This is a genomic window from Streptomyces sp. PsTaAH-137, from assembly GCF_003259365.1.
Classification (GTDB): Bacteria; Actinomycetota; Actinomycetes; order Streptomycetales; family Streptomycetaceae; genus Streptomyces.
Genome location: NZ_QLLY01000017.1, coordinates 65111 through 79925 on the forward strand (window position 1 = coordinate 65111; position 14815 = coordinate 79925).

The 14815-nt window shown below is 71.7% G+C and carries 17 protein-coding genes; 15 read left to right on the forward strand and 2 right to left on the reverse strand.

The features are described 5' to 3' along the window. The first annotated feature begins 82 nt into the window (after positions 1-82). The 9 genes from K377_RS31260 to K377_RS31300 all read left to right on the forward strand — a co-directional run bounded on the left by K377_RS31260 (position 83) and on the right by K377_RS31300 (position 8191). Positions 83-1462, forward strand: a complete 1380-nt coding sequence (locus tag K377_RS31260) for a DUF3616 domain-containing protein (protein ID WP_111666943.1) — start codon at positions 83-85, stop codon at positions 1460-1462. A gap of 118 nt (positions 1463-1580) precedes the next feature. After that, positions 1581-2555, forward strand: a complete 975-nt coding sequence (locus K377_RS31265; RefSeq protein WP_111666944.1) for a sulfotransferase — start codon at positions 1581-1583, stop codon at positions 2553-2555. 67 nt (positions 2556-2622) lie between these two features. Further along, positions 2623-2943, forward strand: a complete 321-nt coding sequence (locus tag K377_RS31270) for a multidrug efflux SMR transporter (RefSeq protein ID WP_111666945.1) — start codon at positions 2623-2625, stop codon at positions 2941-2943. Continuing rightward, on the forward strand, positions 2943-3482 hold the full coding sequence (locus K377_RS31275; protein WP_111666946.1) for a TetR/AcrR family transcriptional regulator: 540 nt from the start codon (positions 2943-2945) through the stop codon (positions 3480-3482). Before K377_RS31270 ends, K377_RS31275 begins: the two co-directional genes overlap by 1 nt. Before the next feature lie 179 nt (positions 3483-3661). Further along, entirely contained in the window at positions 3662-4216 is a 555-nt protein-coding gene (locus K377_RS31280) for an RNA polymerase sigma factor (protein ID WP_111666947.1), read from the forward strand. Beyond that, a complete protein-coding gene (locus K377_RS31285; RefSeq protein ID WP_111666948.1) occupies positions 4213-5181 on the forward strand; it encodes a CU044_5270 family protein in 969 nt (322 codons plus the stop codon). Before K377_RS31280 ends, K377_RS31285 begins: the two co-directional genes overlap by 4 nt. 119 nt (positions 5182-5300) lie before the next feature. After that, positions 5301-6293, forward strand: a complete 993-nt coding sequence (gene dapD / locus K377_RS31290; RefSeq protein WP_111666949.1) for a 2,3,4,5-tetrahydropyridine-2,6-dicarboxylate N-succinyltransferase — start codon at positions 5301-5303, stop codon at positions 6291-6293. Positions 6294-6455: 162 nt separating this feature from the next. Then, on the forward strand, positions 6456-7013 hold the full coding sequence (locus K377_RS31295; protein WP_111666950.1) for a SigE family RNA polymerase sigma factor: 558 nt from the start codon (positions 6456-6458) through the stop codon (positions 7011-7013). Beyond that, positions 7010-8191: a WD40 repeat domain-containing protein gene (locus tag K377_RS31300; protein ID WP_111666951.1), complete on the forward strand. Its 1182-nt coding sequence runs from the start codon at positions 7010-7012 to the stop codon at positions 8189-8191. Before K377_RS31295 ends, K377_RS31300 begins: the two co-directional genes overlap by 4 nt. Here the strand turns inward: K377_RS31300 and dapA are convergent. Beyond that, the gene (gene dapA / locus K377_RS31305; RefSeq protein ID WP_111666952.1) at positions 8178-9092 is read right to left on the reverse strand and encodes a 4-hydroxy-tetrahydrodipicolinate synthase; all 915 of its coding nucleotides are present in this window, start codon (positions 9090-9092) and stop codon (positions 8178-8180) included. The genes K377_RS31300 and dapA overlap by 14 nt on opposite strands. A gap of 226 nt (positions 9093-9318) precedes the next feature. Between dapA and K377_RS31310 the strand changes: the two genes are divergently transcribed. From K377_RS31310 to K377_RS31330, 6 genes are all read left to right on the forward strand, one after another. Beyond that, positions 9319-9579, forward strand: coding sequence for a hypothetical protein (locus K377_RS31310; RefSeq protein ID WP_146614792.1), 261 nt, complete (start codon positions 9319-9321; stop codon positions 9577-9579). After that, positions 9533-10465 (forward strand): aminoglycoside phosphotransferase family protein, encoded by a 933-nt coding sequence (locus K377_RS31315; RefSeq protein WP_111666954.1) that lies wholly within the window; start codon positions 9533-9535, stop codon positions 10463-10465. The genes K377_RS31310 and K377_RS31315 overlap by 47 nt, the downstream gene beginning before the upstream one ends. A 72-nt stretch (positions 10466-10537) precedes the next feature. Further along, positions 10538-10693, forward strand: a complete 156-nt coding sequence (locus K377_RS41825) for a hypothetical protein (RefSeq protein ID WP_181512684.1) — start codon at positions 10538-10540, stop codon at positions 10691-10693. Continuing rightward, entirely contained in the window at positions 10690-11364 is a 675-nt protein-coding gene (locus K377_RS31320; RefSeq protein WP_111666955.1) for a hypothetical protein, read from the forward strand. The genes K377_RS41825 and K377_RS31320 overlap by 4 nt, the downstream gene beginning before the upstream one ends. Positions 11365-11437: 73 nt before the next feature. Beyond that, a complete protein-coding gene (locus tag K377_RS31325) occupies positions 11438-12064 on the forward strand; it encodes a winged helix-turn-helix domain-containing protein (protein ID WP_111666956.1) in 627 nt (208 codons plus the stop codon). 6 nt (positions 12065-12070) lie between these two features. Next, positions 12071-12862 carry an SRPBCC domain-containing protein gene (locus K377_RS31330; protein ID WP_202455127.1) on the forward strand — a complete coding sequence of 264 codons (792 nt, stop codon included), beginning with the start codon at positions 12071-12073 and terminating at the stop codon, positions 12860-12862. 19 nt (positions 12863-12881) lie between these two features. Here K377_RS31330 and K377_RS31335 read toward each other — a convergent pair whose 3' ends face one another. Further along, positions 12882-14705: an endonuclease/exonuclease/phosphatase family protein gene (locus K377_RS31335; protein WP_111666957.1), complete on the reverse strand. Its 1824-nt coding sequence runs from the start codon at positions 14703-14705 to the stop codon at positions 12882-12884. Between the last annotated feature and the right edge of the window lie 110 nt (positions 14706-14815).

Consider the following 14815-nt stretch of genomic DNA (forward strand, 5'->3'; position numbering starts at 1 on the left):
ACGCCGTACTGATGATCGACACCGGGGGTTGGGGTACGCAGCGGAGCCTTCCCGTCGGCATCACGTCGATGAAGGGACCACAGTGCCGCACACCTCTCGGATCGCGCGCCGCGCGGCCGTCGCCGCCGCGGGCGGACTGCTCACCGTCGCCGTCACCGGCCTCCCGGCCCACGCGGCCGGCACGCCGACGATCAAGCTGTCGACCGCCTACCTCTCCGGCGCCGTCGGCGCGAGCGGCGACCCGGCCGTCACCGTGACCGTCGCCCAGAGCGGCACCGACGCCTCCGCCCTCACCGTGACCGCGTCGGCCAGCAGCAAGACGTCCGTCGCGCAGACCGGCGACGTCACCGTCAGCGGCACCGGCGCGACCCGCACCGTGTCCGTCGCGGCCCGCGCCCAGGGCTACACCGACCTGACGCTGAAGGTGACCGGCACCGGCGGCGCCACGGCCACCACCAAGCTGCACTACGCGGCCTCCAAGGCCGTGCAGAACCCGGCCGACACTCGCTACCTGACCGGCTCGTCCGACGCCTCCGCCGCGGTCGACGCGGGCGGCGGCTACGTCATCGTCGCCGACGACGAGTCCAATGTGCTGCGGCTGTACAACGGCGCGGTCTCCGGCGCTCCCGTCAAGACCTGGGACATGTCGTCCAAGGTCGGCGCGAGCAAGGAGATGGACATCGAGGGCGCCACCCGCGTCGGCAACCTCATCTACTGGACCGGCTCGCTCGGCAACAACAAGGACGGCGAGTACAAGGCCGACCGCAACACCGTCTTCACCACGACGGTCAGCGGCTCCGGCGCCACCACCGAGCTGGCCTACGCCCACTCCTACAAGAAGCTGCGCGACCAGCTCGTCGACTGGGACGAGGACAACGACGACCGCTACGGCTTCAAGGACGCCACCGCCGACGGCCAGGCGCCCAAGCAGATCGACGGGTTCAACGTCGAGGGACTGGAGTTCGCGCCCGGCTCGACGACCACCGCGTACGTCGGTTTCCGCGCCCCGCTCGTTCCGCCGGCGAACGGCGGCAAGGCGCTCATCGTGCCCGTCACCAACATGGACAAGGTCGTCGCGAGCGGCTCGACCCCGGCCTTCGGTACGCCCATCGAGCTGGACCTGGGCGGCCTGTCGATCCGCGACATCCGCAAGAACGCCGCGAACCAGTACCTGATCGTCGCGGGCAGCTGGGCCGCCGACGACAACTCCGACCCGTACGCGCTCTACCGGTGGGACGGCGTCGCCGGTCACGCGCCGACGAAGGTCCGCGACCTGCCCACCACCGACCCGGGCGGCTGGGAGGCCGTCGTCTCGGTGCCCGACCTGACGGCCTCCGGCCAGAGCGTCCAGCTGATCACCGACAACGGCGACGCCGACCTGTACGGCGACGGCACCGAGGCCAAGGACCTCGACCACGACGAGTGGAAGAAGGCCCGGACCGTCCGGTTCACGGTCTCCTAGGGCTGGTCGACAACAGAGAACAGAGCACGGAGAACGGGTTCGTACAGGATTCTCAGGCGGCTTCAAGGGTGCGCTCAGCGTCGCGCGTGACGGTGGGCGGGTGAGCGTCTGTGATCCTGTGCGACCCCTGTTCGTCGTGGGCTGCCCCCGTTCGGGCACGACCCTGCTGCAACTGATGCTGCACGCGCATCCGCGGATCGCGCTGCCGCCGGAAACCCGTTTCGTGCTGCCCGCCTATCAGCGGCGGCTCGCCTTCGGGGACCTGGCGCAGCGCACCAACCGGGCCGCCCTCGCCCGCTGGATCACCGGGCGCGACGAGACCCGTTACTTCGAACTGGGCCTCGACGAGGAGCGGGTCATCCGGCAGATCACGGACGGGCCGCCCACGCTCGGCTCGGCGCTCGGGATCGCGCTGCGGGCCTACGCCGAGCAGCACGGCAAGGTGCGCTGGGGCGACAAGCGGCCCGCCTACGCGCTGCATGTGCCGGAGATCCTGCGGCTCTTCCCCGACGCGCAGTTCGTCCACGTCGTCCGCGACGGGCGGGACTGCGCCGGGTCGCTGCTGCGGATGCCGTGGTGGCACAGCGGCTTCCACGAGGCCGTCGCCACCTGGGCGCAGGTGATGGACGGCGCCGACAAGTGGCGGGCCGGACTCGGTAGCGAACGCTGGTACGAGGTGCGGTTCGAGGACCTCGTCGCCGACCCGGAGACGCAACTGCGCGGCATCTGCGGCTTCCTGGGCGAGGAGTACGCGCCCGAGATGAGCGAGCCGTACCGGCTGGCGGGCACGGCGGTGCCGGCCCGCAAGACCTGGCACGCGCACACCCGGGGCGAGCTGGACGTGACCCGGGCCGGCACCTGGCGGACCCGCCTGACGCCCGACCAGATCCGGCTCTGCGACACCGTCCTCGGCGACCGGCTCATCGCCCACGGCTACCCCCTGGCGGGCGGCGCGCGCCCCGCCCCGGCCGAACTCGCCCGGTACCGCAAGGTCGCCGGACTGCGCCGCGCCGCGTACGCGAAGCGCCGGATCGTGGACCGGGCGGTGCGGATGCGCGAGCCCAACGAGATCGGCTTCCGGGCCGCCGCCTGAACCATCCCGTTCCTGGGTGCGGCTCTTCTGTGTACGGGCGTACGCAACGATATGTACCCTTGTACACATGGGATACGTTCTGCTGGCGGGCGCCATCGCCGCCGAGGTGGCCGCCACCACGGCCATGAAGTACAGCGAGGGGTTCAGCAGGCTCTGGCCCTCGCTGATCACTGTCTCCGGATACGTGATCGCGTTCGCGCTGCTCGCCCAGACCCTGAAGACCGTGCAGGTCGGCACCGCGTACGCGATCTGGGCGGGCGCGGGCACCGCCGTCATCGCCGCGATCGGCATGATCTTCCTCGGTGAGGGGCTGAGCCTGGCCAAGGCCGCGGGCATCGTGCTCGTCATCGGCGGCGTCGTGCTGCTCAATCTCGGCGGGGCGCACTGATGGCGGCGCGGCGCTACGACCCCGAGCGGCGCCAGCGGATCATCGACGCCGCGATCCGGGTCGTCGGGGCCAAGGGGATCGCCGGTCTGAGCCATCGCACCGTCGCCGCCGAGGCCGATGTGCCGCTGGGCTCGACCACGTACCACTTCACGACCCTCGACGAGCTGATGGTGGCCGCGCTGCGGCAGGCCAACGAGGGCTTCGCCAAGGTCGTCGCCGCGCGCGGCGCCTTCCAGGACCCGAAGCTCGACCTCGCCGCCGAACTCGCCGGGCTGCTCGGCGAATGGCTCGCCGGGGAGCGCGTCGGCGTCGAGCTGGAGTACGAGCTGTATCTCGCGGCCCTGCGCCGCCCCGCACTGCGGCCCGTCGCCGCCGAATGGTGCACGGAACTGGCCGACGTCCTGGCCGAGCGCACCGACCCCGTCACCGCGCGGGCCCTCGTCGCACTGCTCGACGGCATCTCGCTCCAAGTCCTGCTCACGGACGGCGCGTACGACGCCGAGTACGCCCGCGAGATGCTGTCCCGGCTGATCCCCTGAGAATTTCCTGTGCGGCGTGAACTCTGCCGGGGCCTGCGGGGAACGACGGCTGACACGCCGAGCGGGTCCGGGGGACACGGGGGTGTTCCCGGGGCCGCTCGGGTTCCCACGCGCAGACGGAGGATTCGTGAGCGGACCACCGGGGGCCCGGCACCGACACCGGGCCCGGCGACGACGGCCTGATCATCGCCAGATCCCTGGAGCAGCCGGAGCTGTTCGCCCTGCTCTACGACCGGTACGCGCCCGACATCCACCGGTACGCGGCCCGGCGGCTCGGCGAGCAAGCGGCCGACGACATCACCGCCGACACCTTCCTCACCGCGTTCCGGGTGCGCGCCCGCTACGACACGACGCGGGCCGCCGCCCGGCCGTGGCTGTACGGGATCGCCGCGCACCTCATCGGCAAGCAGCGGCGCAAGGAGGTGCGCGGGCTGCGCGCGCTGGCCAGGACCGGGCACGACCCGGTCGCGGCCGGCTGGGTCGACGACACCGCGGACCGCGTCGCCGACCGGGCCCCGCTCGCCGACGCGCTCGCCGCGCTGTCCGCCGCCGACCGGCATGTGCTGCTGCTCGTGGCCTGGGCCGATCTGACGTACCAGGACGTCGCCGAGGCGCTCGGGATACCCGTCGGGACCGTGCGGTCCCGGCTGAACCGGGCACGCAGGAAGGTACGGGCCGCGCTGGGCGCGGACCCGGCGTTCGTGAGTGACATGGCGGAGGTGGCCCGGCCGTGAACGTGGACGAGATGAAGGACGTACGGGACTTCCGGGCCGGGGCGCCGACGCCCGACCGGGGACGCCTCGCCGAGGGGCGCGCCCGGCTCACCGCGGCCGCCGGGGGCGGCCGGGTACGCAGGCTCCGGGCCGACTGGCGGTTCGCCGCGGTCGGGGCGGCCGCTGCGCTGACCGCCGTCGCCGTGCTGGCCGCCAACATCGGCGGGAACGGCGACCGGACCGCGCCCGCGGACACCCGGACGGTACGGGGCTCGGTCGGCGAGGTGATGAACCGGGCGGCGGACACCATCGAGAAGGCGGACCCGCCCGCCACCCCGCACGCCGGACAGTGGATCTACACGAAGACTCTCTCCCGTGATCCGGGAGGCTGGCCCAAGAGCAAGGCCGACCCCACACCCGAGGCGAAGGCCCAGGAGTCCTGGACGCTGTACGCGGACCCGCGCTTCGAGAACGGCAAAGAGGGCGACGACCGCTCGCCGCGCGAACGGCTCCAGTTCCTGAACACGCTGCCGGACGACCCGGACGCCGTGCTCAAGAAGATCCGTGCCTACTACCCCTCGGGCAAGGGGAACCCCGAGTCCGAGGGCGAGCACGACATGCGCGCGATGAGCGTCGTACTGGAGACCCGGCCCATGCCGCCGAAGGCCCTCGCCAAGCTGTACCGGGCGCTGGCCGCGGTACCCGGCGCCGAGGTCACCCCGCGTCTCGTGCACGACGCCGCCGGCCGGGACGCCATCGCGGTCGGGCACGACGAGAAGGGGCAGAAGGTCCGCCGCGAGATCCTGATCGACCCGCGCACCTACCAGTACCTAGGGGACCGATGGCTGATCGTCAAGGACTACAAGGAGTCCTTCGCCTTCGGGGGCGACGACACCCCCGACCGGCCGTGGAAGGCCGGCGACATCATGTTCCAGACGGCGCTCCTGGACACGGCCGTCGTGGACCACAAGGGGGACCGCCCCTGACCGCCCTGACCTGCCGCGACCGACGCGCCCTGTGACGACGGGGGCGGCGCCGCCCGGCACCTGAGACGCCGCCCCCGCTGGTTCGCCCGAACAGGGGCCCGACGATTAGGTTGGGCCCCATGACCGACACGACCCTTGCTTCCCGCTCCACCGGCGCCGTCGCCGCCGGCCTCGCCACCGTCACCGCCGACGGCACCGTTCTCGACACCTGGTTCCCCGCGCCGTCCCTGACGGACGAGCCCGGCCCGGCCGGTTCCGAGAAGCTCACCGCCGAGAAGGCCGTCGAGCTGCTCGGCGAGGGTGCCGCGAAGGCGATCGGCCCCGACGCCCGCCGCGGTGTCGAGGTCGTGGCCGTCCGCACGGTCATCGCCTCCCTCGACGACAAGCCGCTGGACGCGCACGACGTGTACCTGCGTCTGCACCTGCTCAGCCACCGCCTGGTCAAGCCGCACGGCGTGAACCTGGACGGCCAGTTCGGCTTCCTCGCCAACGTCGCCTGGACCTCGCTCGGCCCGGTCGCCGTCGACGACGTCGAGAAGGTCCGCCTGAACGCGCGTGCCGAGGGTCTGCACCTCCAGGTCACCTCGATCGACAAGTTCCCGCGCATGACCGACTACGTCGCCCCCAAGGGCGTGCGCATCGCCGACGCCGACCGCGTCCGCCTCGGCGCGCACCTCGCCGAGGGCACCACGGTCATGCACGAGGGCTTCGTGAACTTCAACGCGGGCACGCTCGGCACGTCGATGGTCGAGGGCCGCATCTCCGCGGGCGTCGTCGTCGGCGACGGCTCGGACATCGGCGGCGGCGCCTCCACCATGGGCACCCTCTCGGGCGGCGGCAACGTCCGCATCGTCATCGGCGAGCGCTGCCTCGTCGGCGCCGAGGCGGGCGTCGGCATCGCGCTCGGCGACGAGTGCGTGGTCGAGGCCGGTCTCTACGTCACCGCGGGCACCCGCGTCACGATGCCCGACGGCGAGATCGTCAAGGCCCGCGACCTCTCCGGCGCCTCGAACATCCTCTTCCGCCGCAACTCGGTCACGGGCACGGTCGAGGCCCGGCCGAACAACGCGGTGTGGGGCGGGCTGAACGAGGTTCTGCACAGCCACAACTGATCTTCCCAGCTCCCACGGGCGGCCCGCACCGGATTCTCGGTGCGGGCCGCCCGTGGCGTGTACGCGGAAAGATTTTCGGCGGGGCGGCATAGCGGGGGGCGTTCACAGGCGTCACCAAGGTCAGGAGCACCACGTCGGTGGTGGGGGAGAAGGAAGGTGACGATGGATGCCGTGCACGATTCGGGCGCGGAGAGTTTCCGGGAGTTCGTGGCGAGCCGGTCGTCCGCGCTGCTGAAGACCGCCGTGCTGCTCAGCGGCGGCGACCGGCACGCGGGCGAGGATCTGTTGCAGAACGCGCTGATCAAGGTCGCGGGCAAGTGGAGCCGCGTCGAGGATCCCGAGGCGTATGTGCGGCAGGTCCTGTACCGGCAGCAGATCGGGCGCTGGCGGCTGAAGTGGCCTCGGCGCGAGGTGAGTTACGGGGAGGTGCCGGACAGCGCCGGCACTGAGGGGGGTGCGTCCTCCGCCGAGTTGCGTGTCGTCGTACGTGAGGCCCTCGGGCGGCTCACCGCCCGCCAGCGCACCGTTCTCGTCCTGCGCTACTTCGAGGATCTGCCCGAGGCGGACGTGGCCCGGCTTCTCGGCTGTTCCGTCGGTACGGTCCGCTCCACCACCCACCGGTCCCTGGCCAGGCTGCGCGCCCTCGTGCCGGAGCTGGGTCCCGGGATTCCCGGACCGCCGCCGTCCCGTGACTACGCGCCTGTGGAGGTGCGCCCGTGAACGTCGAAGAGGTACTGAAGGACACTCTGCGCGAGCAGGCCGCCGGCACCGGTCCCGCCTCGCCGGACCTGGCCGACCAAGTACTCGTGGCCCGGCGGCGCCGCAGGGGACGTACCGCGGTGACGGCGGTGCTCGCGGTGACCGTCGTGGTGGCCGCGGCCGTGCTGGTGCCGAGGGCGCTGGAGGACCAGGACCGAGCCACGGGCGTGCTCGGCACCGAGGACGTCATCGCGCACCCTGACCAGTCGCCGCCGCGCGACGCGATCGCGGCGGGGCGCTCGGCGCTGGCCGCTTTCCAGACGTACAAGAAGGTGAAGCTGGACGGCGGCGACTCGGAACTGACCCGCACGTACGGGGTGCTCGATCCGACCACGAAGACCTACCGCAAGACCACCCGGTGGTCCTGGCTGACCGTCGCTCCCGGCCTGCGCACCGCCGCGGTGCTGGAGCGGAAGCTCCCGTCCGACCGTGTCGGCATCCTCGACCTCGCCACCGACAAGGTCACGCGATGGATCCCCGTCGACCACAAGGTGGCCTCGGTCGGGTTCTCGCCCGACGGCGACAAGCTCGTCGCGACGACGTACGAGAAGGATCCGGACCACTGGACGATGGAGCACACGACGTCCGACAGTGGGGCGGCGAAGCCTGGACCGCCCACCTCGACCCGGACCGGTTTCTATGTGCTCGACGCCGACAAGGGCGGAGGGAAATGGCACGCGGCGCCCGCCGACGAGTCGAACTTCAACGCCCGGCAGGACTTCGTCTTCAGCCAGGCCGGGAACCTTGTTTTCAGTGACTCCATGGGCAATGGCTCGTACTACGACCTGGAGGGCAGGGCGGCGGCGGTCCCTGACAACGCCCGGCACTTCCGCCCGAACATCCAGCAGGGCATCTCCCCGAACGGCAAGCTGGTGATCCGGGACGGCGGCAAGGTACTCGACGCCAGTAGCGGCGCAGGCGTCGACGAACTGGACGTCCAGACACCGCTCGCCTGGGCCGACGACGACCGGGTCATCACCTGGGGCTGCGCCCCCAAGAAGTGCGACGGCAAGGGCGAGTTCCGCAACCAGTTGCTGCTCGTCACGCTCCACAGCCACAAGACGGTCCCGCTCAGCGATTTCCGCAAGGCGTCGGCGGACTATCCCGGCCGCTGGTACCCCCAGTTCACGACGCGCTGACCAGCGCGTCGTAAACCCGGAGCAGCCCGTCGGTCACCTCGTGGCCGGCGGGCCGCAGGGGTGTCCGGACCGGGCCGCAGCCCGGCAGGCCGAGTGCGGCCAGGAGGGCCTTCACGGTGACGGTGCCGGGCAGCCCTGCGTTCATGGCCGCCTGCGTCAGCGGCACCGTCAGCCGCTGACGGCGGGCGGCCTCGGCGGTGTCCCCGGCGTCGTACGCGTCGACGATCGCGCGGAAGGCGCCGGGGACGGCGTTGGCGACCGTCGAGACGTAACCGGCGCCGCCCAGCGCGTACAGCGCGAGCACGTACTCGTCGCAGCCCGTGTAGTACGCCAGGTCGCTGGCGGCCATGACCCTCTGTGTGCCGAGCAGGTCGTACGCGCAGTCCTTCACGGCGACGATCCTCGGGTGCGCGGCGAGCCGGATCATGGTGTCCGGCTCGATGCGGGTGCCGGTGCGGCCGGGGATGTCGTACAGCATCACGGGTACGTCCACGGCGTCGGCCAGCTCGCGGAAGTGGGCCTCCACGGCGTCCTGCGGCGGCCTGCTGTAGTACGGGGTGACCGCCAACAGGCCGTCCGTGCCTGCCCGTTGGGCCTCGTGGGCCAGGGCGATCGTGTGCCGGGTGTCGGACGTGCCGACGCCCGCCAGGACCGTGGCCCGGCCGTCGACCGCCTCGCGTACCGCGCGCACCAGGTCTCGCTTCTCGGCGTCCGTCGTGGTGGGGGACTCACCGGTGGTGCCGGACAGGACCAGCCCCTCGCAGCCCTCGGTCACGAGCCGGTCGGCCAGCCGCTGCGCGGCGGTCAGGTCCAGGGCGCCGTCGTCGGTGAAGGGGGTGACCATGGCGCACAGGGCGCGGCCGAACGGGCTGCGGGGGCGCTGCGGGGCGGTGGTGTCCATGGGTGCAGTTTCGGCCGTCTGACCGTGAAGCTCCACTTAAATCTGCTACGAGGTGACGTGGAGCGTTGCTTAAGTGGGAGGAGAGTGACGCGGTTTTTTGTGTTGACTTGGCCGGTTCTTGCCACGTTTTGGCTTAAAGGGGTTCTTCAGTGGAGTCGGCCGGAATCCGATGAACTGCACAGAAGCTGTTCCTCAGTCAGTTCATGTGGTTCGCAAAGGGGTTCTGGTGCGAGACGTGGTCCTTGCCCTGACCATGCCGGCGCTGATGTGCGCGAGTGGGATCTACGCGGCCGGTGCCGCCTGGTGGCGGCGCAGGCGGCCGGCGCCACCGCCGTACTCGCAGGCCGGGCTGCGGCTCGCCGGCGAGCGGGCGGTCGAGGTGGCCGAGGCGATCGTGGCCGACGAGTTCGCACTGTGCGCCGGTGACATAGGGTTCCCGGATGATCGAAGTGCCGGGGGCGTTCGCGCGCGGGACCGTCGCCCGTGAAGGAGCGGCCGGCGCGGCCTGGATCACCGAACTGCCGCATATCGTGGATGAGTTGCTGGAGCGGTGGCAGTGCGTGGCCGACAGCCGCGTGCTGCACGGCGGGGTCGGCGTCATCGTGCCCGTGCGGCGACGGGACGGGAGCCCCGCGGCCCTGAAGGTGTCGTTCCCGCACCCCGGCAACGTCCATGAACCCGACGCCCTGGAGCTGTGGGACGGGCGCGGGGCCGTCCGGCTCCGCGAGCGCGCCGACGACCGCTTCGCGATGCTCCTGGAACGGGTGGCCGGGACGACCCTCGCCGAGTGCGGCGACCCCGACACGATGATGACCGTCGCGGGCCGCCTCAGCCGTTGCCTCGCCGTGCCCGCGCCACCCGGACTGCCCCGGCTGCGGGATCATGCCGACGAGTGGGATGATCAACTGCACGCCGACGCAGCCGAGTTCGCGCATCCGCTGCCGTCGCGGGTGCTGGCCGTCGCGGCCGAGACCGTGCGCGATCTCGCGCGGCACCAGCCCGATCTGCTCGTCCACGGCGACCTGCACGCCAGGAACATCCTGCGCGCCGCGCGCGAACCCTGGCTCGCCGTCGACCCGAAAGGGTGCGCGGGCGACCCCGCCTACGACGCCGGTACGGTCATCAAGGCACACCTGCTCTTCCTTCTGGCGGAGGACGACCTCGGCAGAGCCGTCCGGCGCAGCCTGGACATCTTCACCGATGCCGCCGGACTCGACCGCGACCGCGTCCGGCGCTGGTGCCAACTCCGCGCAGTCCAGACCGTGTTCTGGGCGCTGCGGCACGGCCCCGGCCGCGAGCGCGCCGGGCTCGACCGGGACGGCGTCGTGGCGCTCGCCGGGTCCCTGGCCGAGCTGCTCGCCGAGGAGATCTGAGGCCCTGCTGCCAAATCGCCCCGTATGCGCCACCATGAAGGCGTAGCTCGCAGGCCGTTCAGGGGAGGCAGCATGAGGCTGGGCAAGGCACTCGCCACCGGGATCGCCGAGGAAGCGCCGCAGGAGGCCCCCGAGGTCGCCGCGGACGATGAAGTCACCGTGGATCAGCAGACGTTGACGGGCGCGGCCGGTGCGCCGGAGCCCCTCGAGGTCCCGGCCGTCCGATGAGACTCCGGCTCCCCGAGGAGAGCCCGAGGGAGCCGCCCACCGGATTCAAGATCGCCCACCCCGTGCTCCACACGGACGGTGGGCGCGCCGGTTTCCTGGGCGTCTCGCTCGGCGCTGCCGCGCCCTACGGAGTGCTCGACCTGGCGCGGTGCGTGTACGGGAGGCGGCACCGCGTCCCTCACCGGCGCTGCGACTGCGGCTTCCACTGCGTGCACGAACGCGCGGTCGCCGAGGGCCTGTTGGTGCTCGCCGAGCACCGCAAGACGGTCCTGCTCGACGTCTCCGTCCTCGGCCGCTACATCCGCTTCGAGCGCGGCTTCCGCTATGCCCGGCAGCGGGTGCGCACCATGACCGTAGGGCCGTGTCCGTGCGGCGCCGCGGCGTCGGTGCTCGCCGACGCCGGGTGGGGGCGTGACGGAGCGCGGGCCCTCGAAGCGGCGTGCGGCGGCTGTGTGGGCGGCCGGGCGCGCTGGACCCTCGCGACGTTCGCCGAGCGCGCGGGCCAGGGACTCACGGTGATCGCCGCGCCCGGTACCCAGACCGCCGCAGATCTCCCCGGTATGCCGGAGCTGGTCGCCGAGGCGGCCCTGCTGCAGGCCCGGCTCGACTGGTTCCAGGGTCAGCTGGGCCGGCTCGGCGAGGCGCGGGGCGGACCCGACACGCGGCCGTGAGCCGCAGAAGGGGGCAGGCCCCGAACAGATTCCCCGCCTGGACAAAAAAAGTTTTCGGTGGGACGGTGGAGTCATGTTCGACGTCACCGTCATCGAGGATCCGGCCGCCGCCGCGGTCTCGCTCGACCCCGTACGGGCCCGGCTGCTCGCCGAGCTCGCCGAGGGGCCCGCGTCCGCGGCGATGCTGGCCCCCAAGGTCGGCCTGCCGCGGCAGAAGGTGAACTATCACCTGAAGACGCTGGAGAAGCACGGCCTGGTCGAGCTGGCCGGCGAGCGGCGCAAGGGCAATGTGACCGAGCGGCTGATGCGGGCCAGTGCGGCCAGCTACGTGATCTCGCCCGGGGCGCTCGGCGCGGTGCAGCCCGACCCCGACCGGGACCGCGACCGGCTCTCCGCGCACTGGCTCATCGCGCTCGCCGCCCGTCTCGTACGGGACATGGGCGCCCTGCTCACCGGCGCCGCGAAGGCCCGCAAGCGGCTGGCGACGTTCGCGCTCGACGGCGAGGTGCGGTTCGCGTCCGCCGCCGACCGGGCGGCGTTCGTCACGGAGCTGACGCAGGGCGTCGAGGGGCTGATCCGCAAGTACCACGCGGCGGACGCCGCCGACGGGCGCGACCACCGCCTGGTGATCGCCCTGCACCCGAAGGTCCGTGACGAGGAACCCCGACTACCCACCACCGAGCAGGAACTGACGGAGTGACAGGCCATGAGTGACGACAAGCGGCACGCCGAGAACGCCGAGAACGCCGAGAACGCCGAGAAGAACGGGAAAGAGTTCGAGATCCCCCGCGAGTTCGAGGTGGGTGCCTCGCCCGAGCAGGTCTGGGACGCCGTCACCCGGCACACCGGCGGCTGGCAGTGGCCGATGGAGTTCGAGCCCAAGGAGGGCGGCGCGGGCCCCTTCCACTCCGTACTGACCGTGTGGGACCCGCCGCACCGGCTCACCGTCCGCTCCGACGACCCGGACGCGCTGCCCCCGTTCCAGACGAGCAACCAGCTCGACTACACGATCGAGGCCAGGGACGGCGGCGCCCGCTCCTGGGTCCGCTACGTCCACAGCGGCATCTTCGTCGACAACTGGGACGAGTACTACGACGGCGCCGACAAGCACACCGACTTCTATCTGCACACCCTGCGCCAGTACGTCACGCACTTCCCGGGCCGCACGGCCGCCTTCAGCACCCTCGACGCGCCCGCGGCCTCGGCGACCAAGGACGCCCTCGCCGCCGTGGGCCGCGCGCTGAACCTGCCCGAGAACGCCGCGGCCGGTGCGCGGGTCCGGGTCCAGGGCCCGGACGGCGCGACCCTGGACACCGTTCTCGACTACCGCAACGACTGGTTCATCGGCCTGCGCACCGACACCGCCCTCTACCGCGTCTTCGGCCGCGGCCGCTGGGGCGCCCCGGTCGGCATCACCGTCCACGACTTCGCGCCGGACGCCGACGCCGACCGGAACACCACCGTCTGGAGCGCCTGGCTCACCGCTCTCTTCCGCTGAGCCGAGCCTGGCGCGGGGATCACGGCCGCAGGCGCAGCACCTGCGGGTCGTGGTCGCTGATCTGGTCGTGGAACTCGCTGTTGATGTGCACGCTGTCGTAACGGAACGAGCCCTTGGACCGGATCGACGGGCTGACCAGGATCTGGTCGAGGACCTGGCTGTTGCCCTGGTAGTCGTACGTGTAACGCTCGCTCTTCGGCAGCGACTTGATCGCCGACCAGAGCGCGCCGCCGTCCTCCAGGAGCTTCGCCGTGCCGGAGAACTCGAAGTCGTTGATGTCGCCGAGCGTGATCACGTCGGCGTTCTTCTGGACCTTGAGGATGTCCTTCACGAAGGAGTTCACGACCGTCGCCTGCGCGTGGCGCTGCGTCTCGGAGCTGCGCGTCGGCGGCTGGTACTGCGAGGTCAGGCCCTGGTCGCCGCCCTTCGACGCGAAGTGGTTGGCGATGACGAAGACCGTCTTGCCGCGGAAGGTGAACTCGCCGGCCAGCGGCTTGCGGCTGTTCGTCCAGGCCGCGTTCGCCGGGTCGACACGGCCCGGCGACGCGGTGAGCGCCGCCTTGTTCTTGCCGGCGCTCGTCACGCCGACCGCCGTCGTCGCGTCGCCGCCCGCCCGGTCGGTGAAGGAGACCCGCTCCGGGTTGAAGAGGAACACCTGGCGGATGTTGCCGCCCGGCTCGCCGCCGTCCGCGTTGTTCACCGGGTCGATGGAGCGCCACTCGTAGCGCGGGCCGCCCGCCGCGACGATCGCGTCGGTCAGCTTCGCCATCGTCCGGTCGGCCGCGACGGTGCCGTCGTTCGTCGCGCCGTTGTTGTCCTGGATCTCCTCCAGCGACACGATGTCGGGCGAGCGCAGGTTGTCGACGATGGCCGCCGCGTGCTCCTCGAACGTGGCGTCGCCCGGGTCGAGGTTCTCGACGTTGTACGTGGCCACGGCCAGCTCGTTCGACTTCTGCGCCCGGGTCGTCTCACGGGTCAGGCCCGACTGCTTCAGGCTGCCCAACTCCCGTGCGACGAGCGTGTATCCGCCGTACGAGTTGTAGTCGAGCGGGCCCTCGGTGGTGCCCTTCAGCACGTCACCGACATCGGCCACGGGGAAGTCGGCGGTCGCGCCGAGCGACTGGACCTGGAGGCGGCCCGTGTTCTGCGACTCGTAACTGCCGTAACGGGTGCCGCCGCGCTTCGTCGCGTTCTCGTGCGGCTTCACCGTGACCCACAGCTCGGTGTACGGGTCCGACGCGGTCACCACCCGCGAGGAGCCGATCCGGACGTTCTGGCCCTCCAGGGACTCGTAGTAGTCCAGGGCGTACTTCCTCGGCTGGAGCGTCAGACCGTTGACCGAGCCGTTCGCCGCGCTGTCGCCCGCCGGGGTGTAGGCGTCCGGGACCGACTTCGCGCTGATCGTCGTCACCGGGATCGCGTTGCCGGACGAGACGACCGTCACCGTCGGCTTCGATATCTCCGTGAGCGACTGGTTGCCGGACGAGGCGCCGCCCGGCACGTACTCGGTCACCGTGCCGGAGACGGTCACCGCGTCACCGGCCTTCACGGTCGGCGCGGAGCTGGTGAAGACGAAGACGCCCTCACTGGTGGCGGGGTCGGCGTCCGGGTTCGGGTCCTGGAACCAGAAGCCCTTCGACGAGCCGTACGTGCGGACACCGGTCACCACACCGGGCACGTCCGCGACCGCCTGGCCGACGAGCGGGGAGACGCGGGTGCTGCCCTGGACGTCGTGGATGGCGGCCGTGGCGGCGTGCGCGGGGGCCGTCACCACGACGGCGTAGGTCGCGCAGCTCGCGGTGGCGACGGCGAGCGCGGCGAGGCGCGAACGGGTACGCGCCAAGTGGGCGGGCGAAGCGGACGATACGGATCTGCTCGACAAGGAATGCCTCCGGGGGCGTGCGTGTGGCGAGCGCCGGGACGAGGGTGGAGCGTGCGCGGGTTCTGTCTCTG

Bases quoted from the DNA above. Each gene is read 5' to 3' on its own strand.
- K377_RS31270 (WP_111666945.1), top strand. From the start codon at position 2,623: ATGGGATACGTTCTGCTGGCGGGCGCCATCGCCGCCGAGGTGGCCGCC.
- K377_RS31275 (WP_111666946.1), top strand. From the start codon at position 2,943: ATGGCGGCGCGGCGCTACGACCCCGAGCGGCGCCAGCGGATCATCGAC.
- dapD (WP_111666949.1), top strand. From the start codon at position 5,301: ATGACCGACACGACCCTTGCTTCCCGCTCCACCGGCGCCGTCGCCGCC.
- K377_RS31295 (WP_111666950.1), top strand. From the start codon at position 6,456: ATGGATGCCGTGCACGATTCGGGCGCGGAGAGTTTCCGGGAGTTCGTG.
- dapA (WP_111666952.1), bottom strand. From the start codon at position 9,092: ATGGACACCACCGCCCCGCAGCGCCCCCGCAGCCCGTTCGGCCGCGCC.
- K377_RS31315 (WP_111666954.1), top strand. From the start codon at position 9,533: ATGATCGAAGTGCCGGGGGCGTTCGCGCGCGGGACCGTCGCCCGTGAA.
- K377_RS41825 (WP_181512684.1), top strand. From the start codon at position 10,538: ATGAGGCTGGGCAAGGCACTCGCCACCGGGATCGCCGAGGAAGCGCCG.
- K377_RS31320 (WP_111666955.1), top strand. From the start codon at position 10,690: ATGAGACTCCGGCTCCCCGAGGAGAGCCCGAGGGAGCCGCCCACCGGA.
- K377_RS31325 (WP_111666956.1), top strand. From the start codon at position 11,438: ATGTTCGACGTCACCGTCATCGAGGATCCGGCCGCCGCCGCGGTCTCG.
- K377_RS31330 (WP_202455127.1), top strand. From the start codon at position 12,071: ATGAGTGACGACAAGCGGCACGCCGAGAACGCCGAGAACGCCGAGAAC.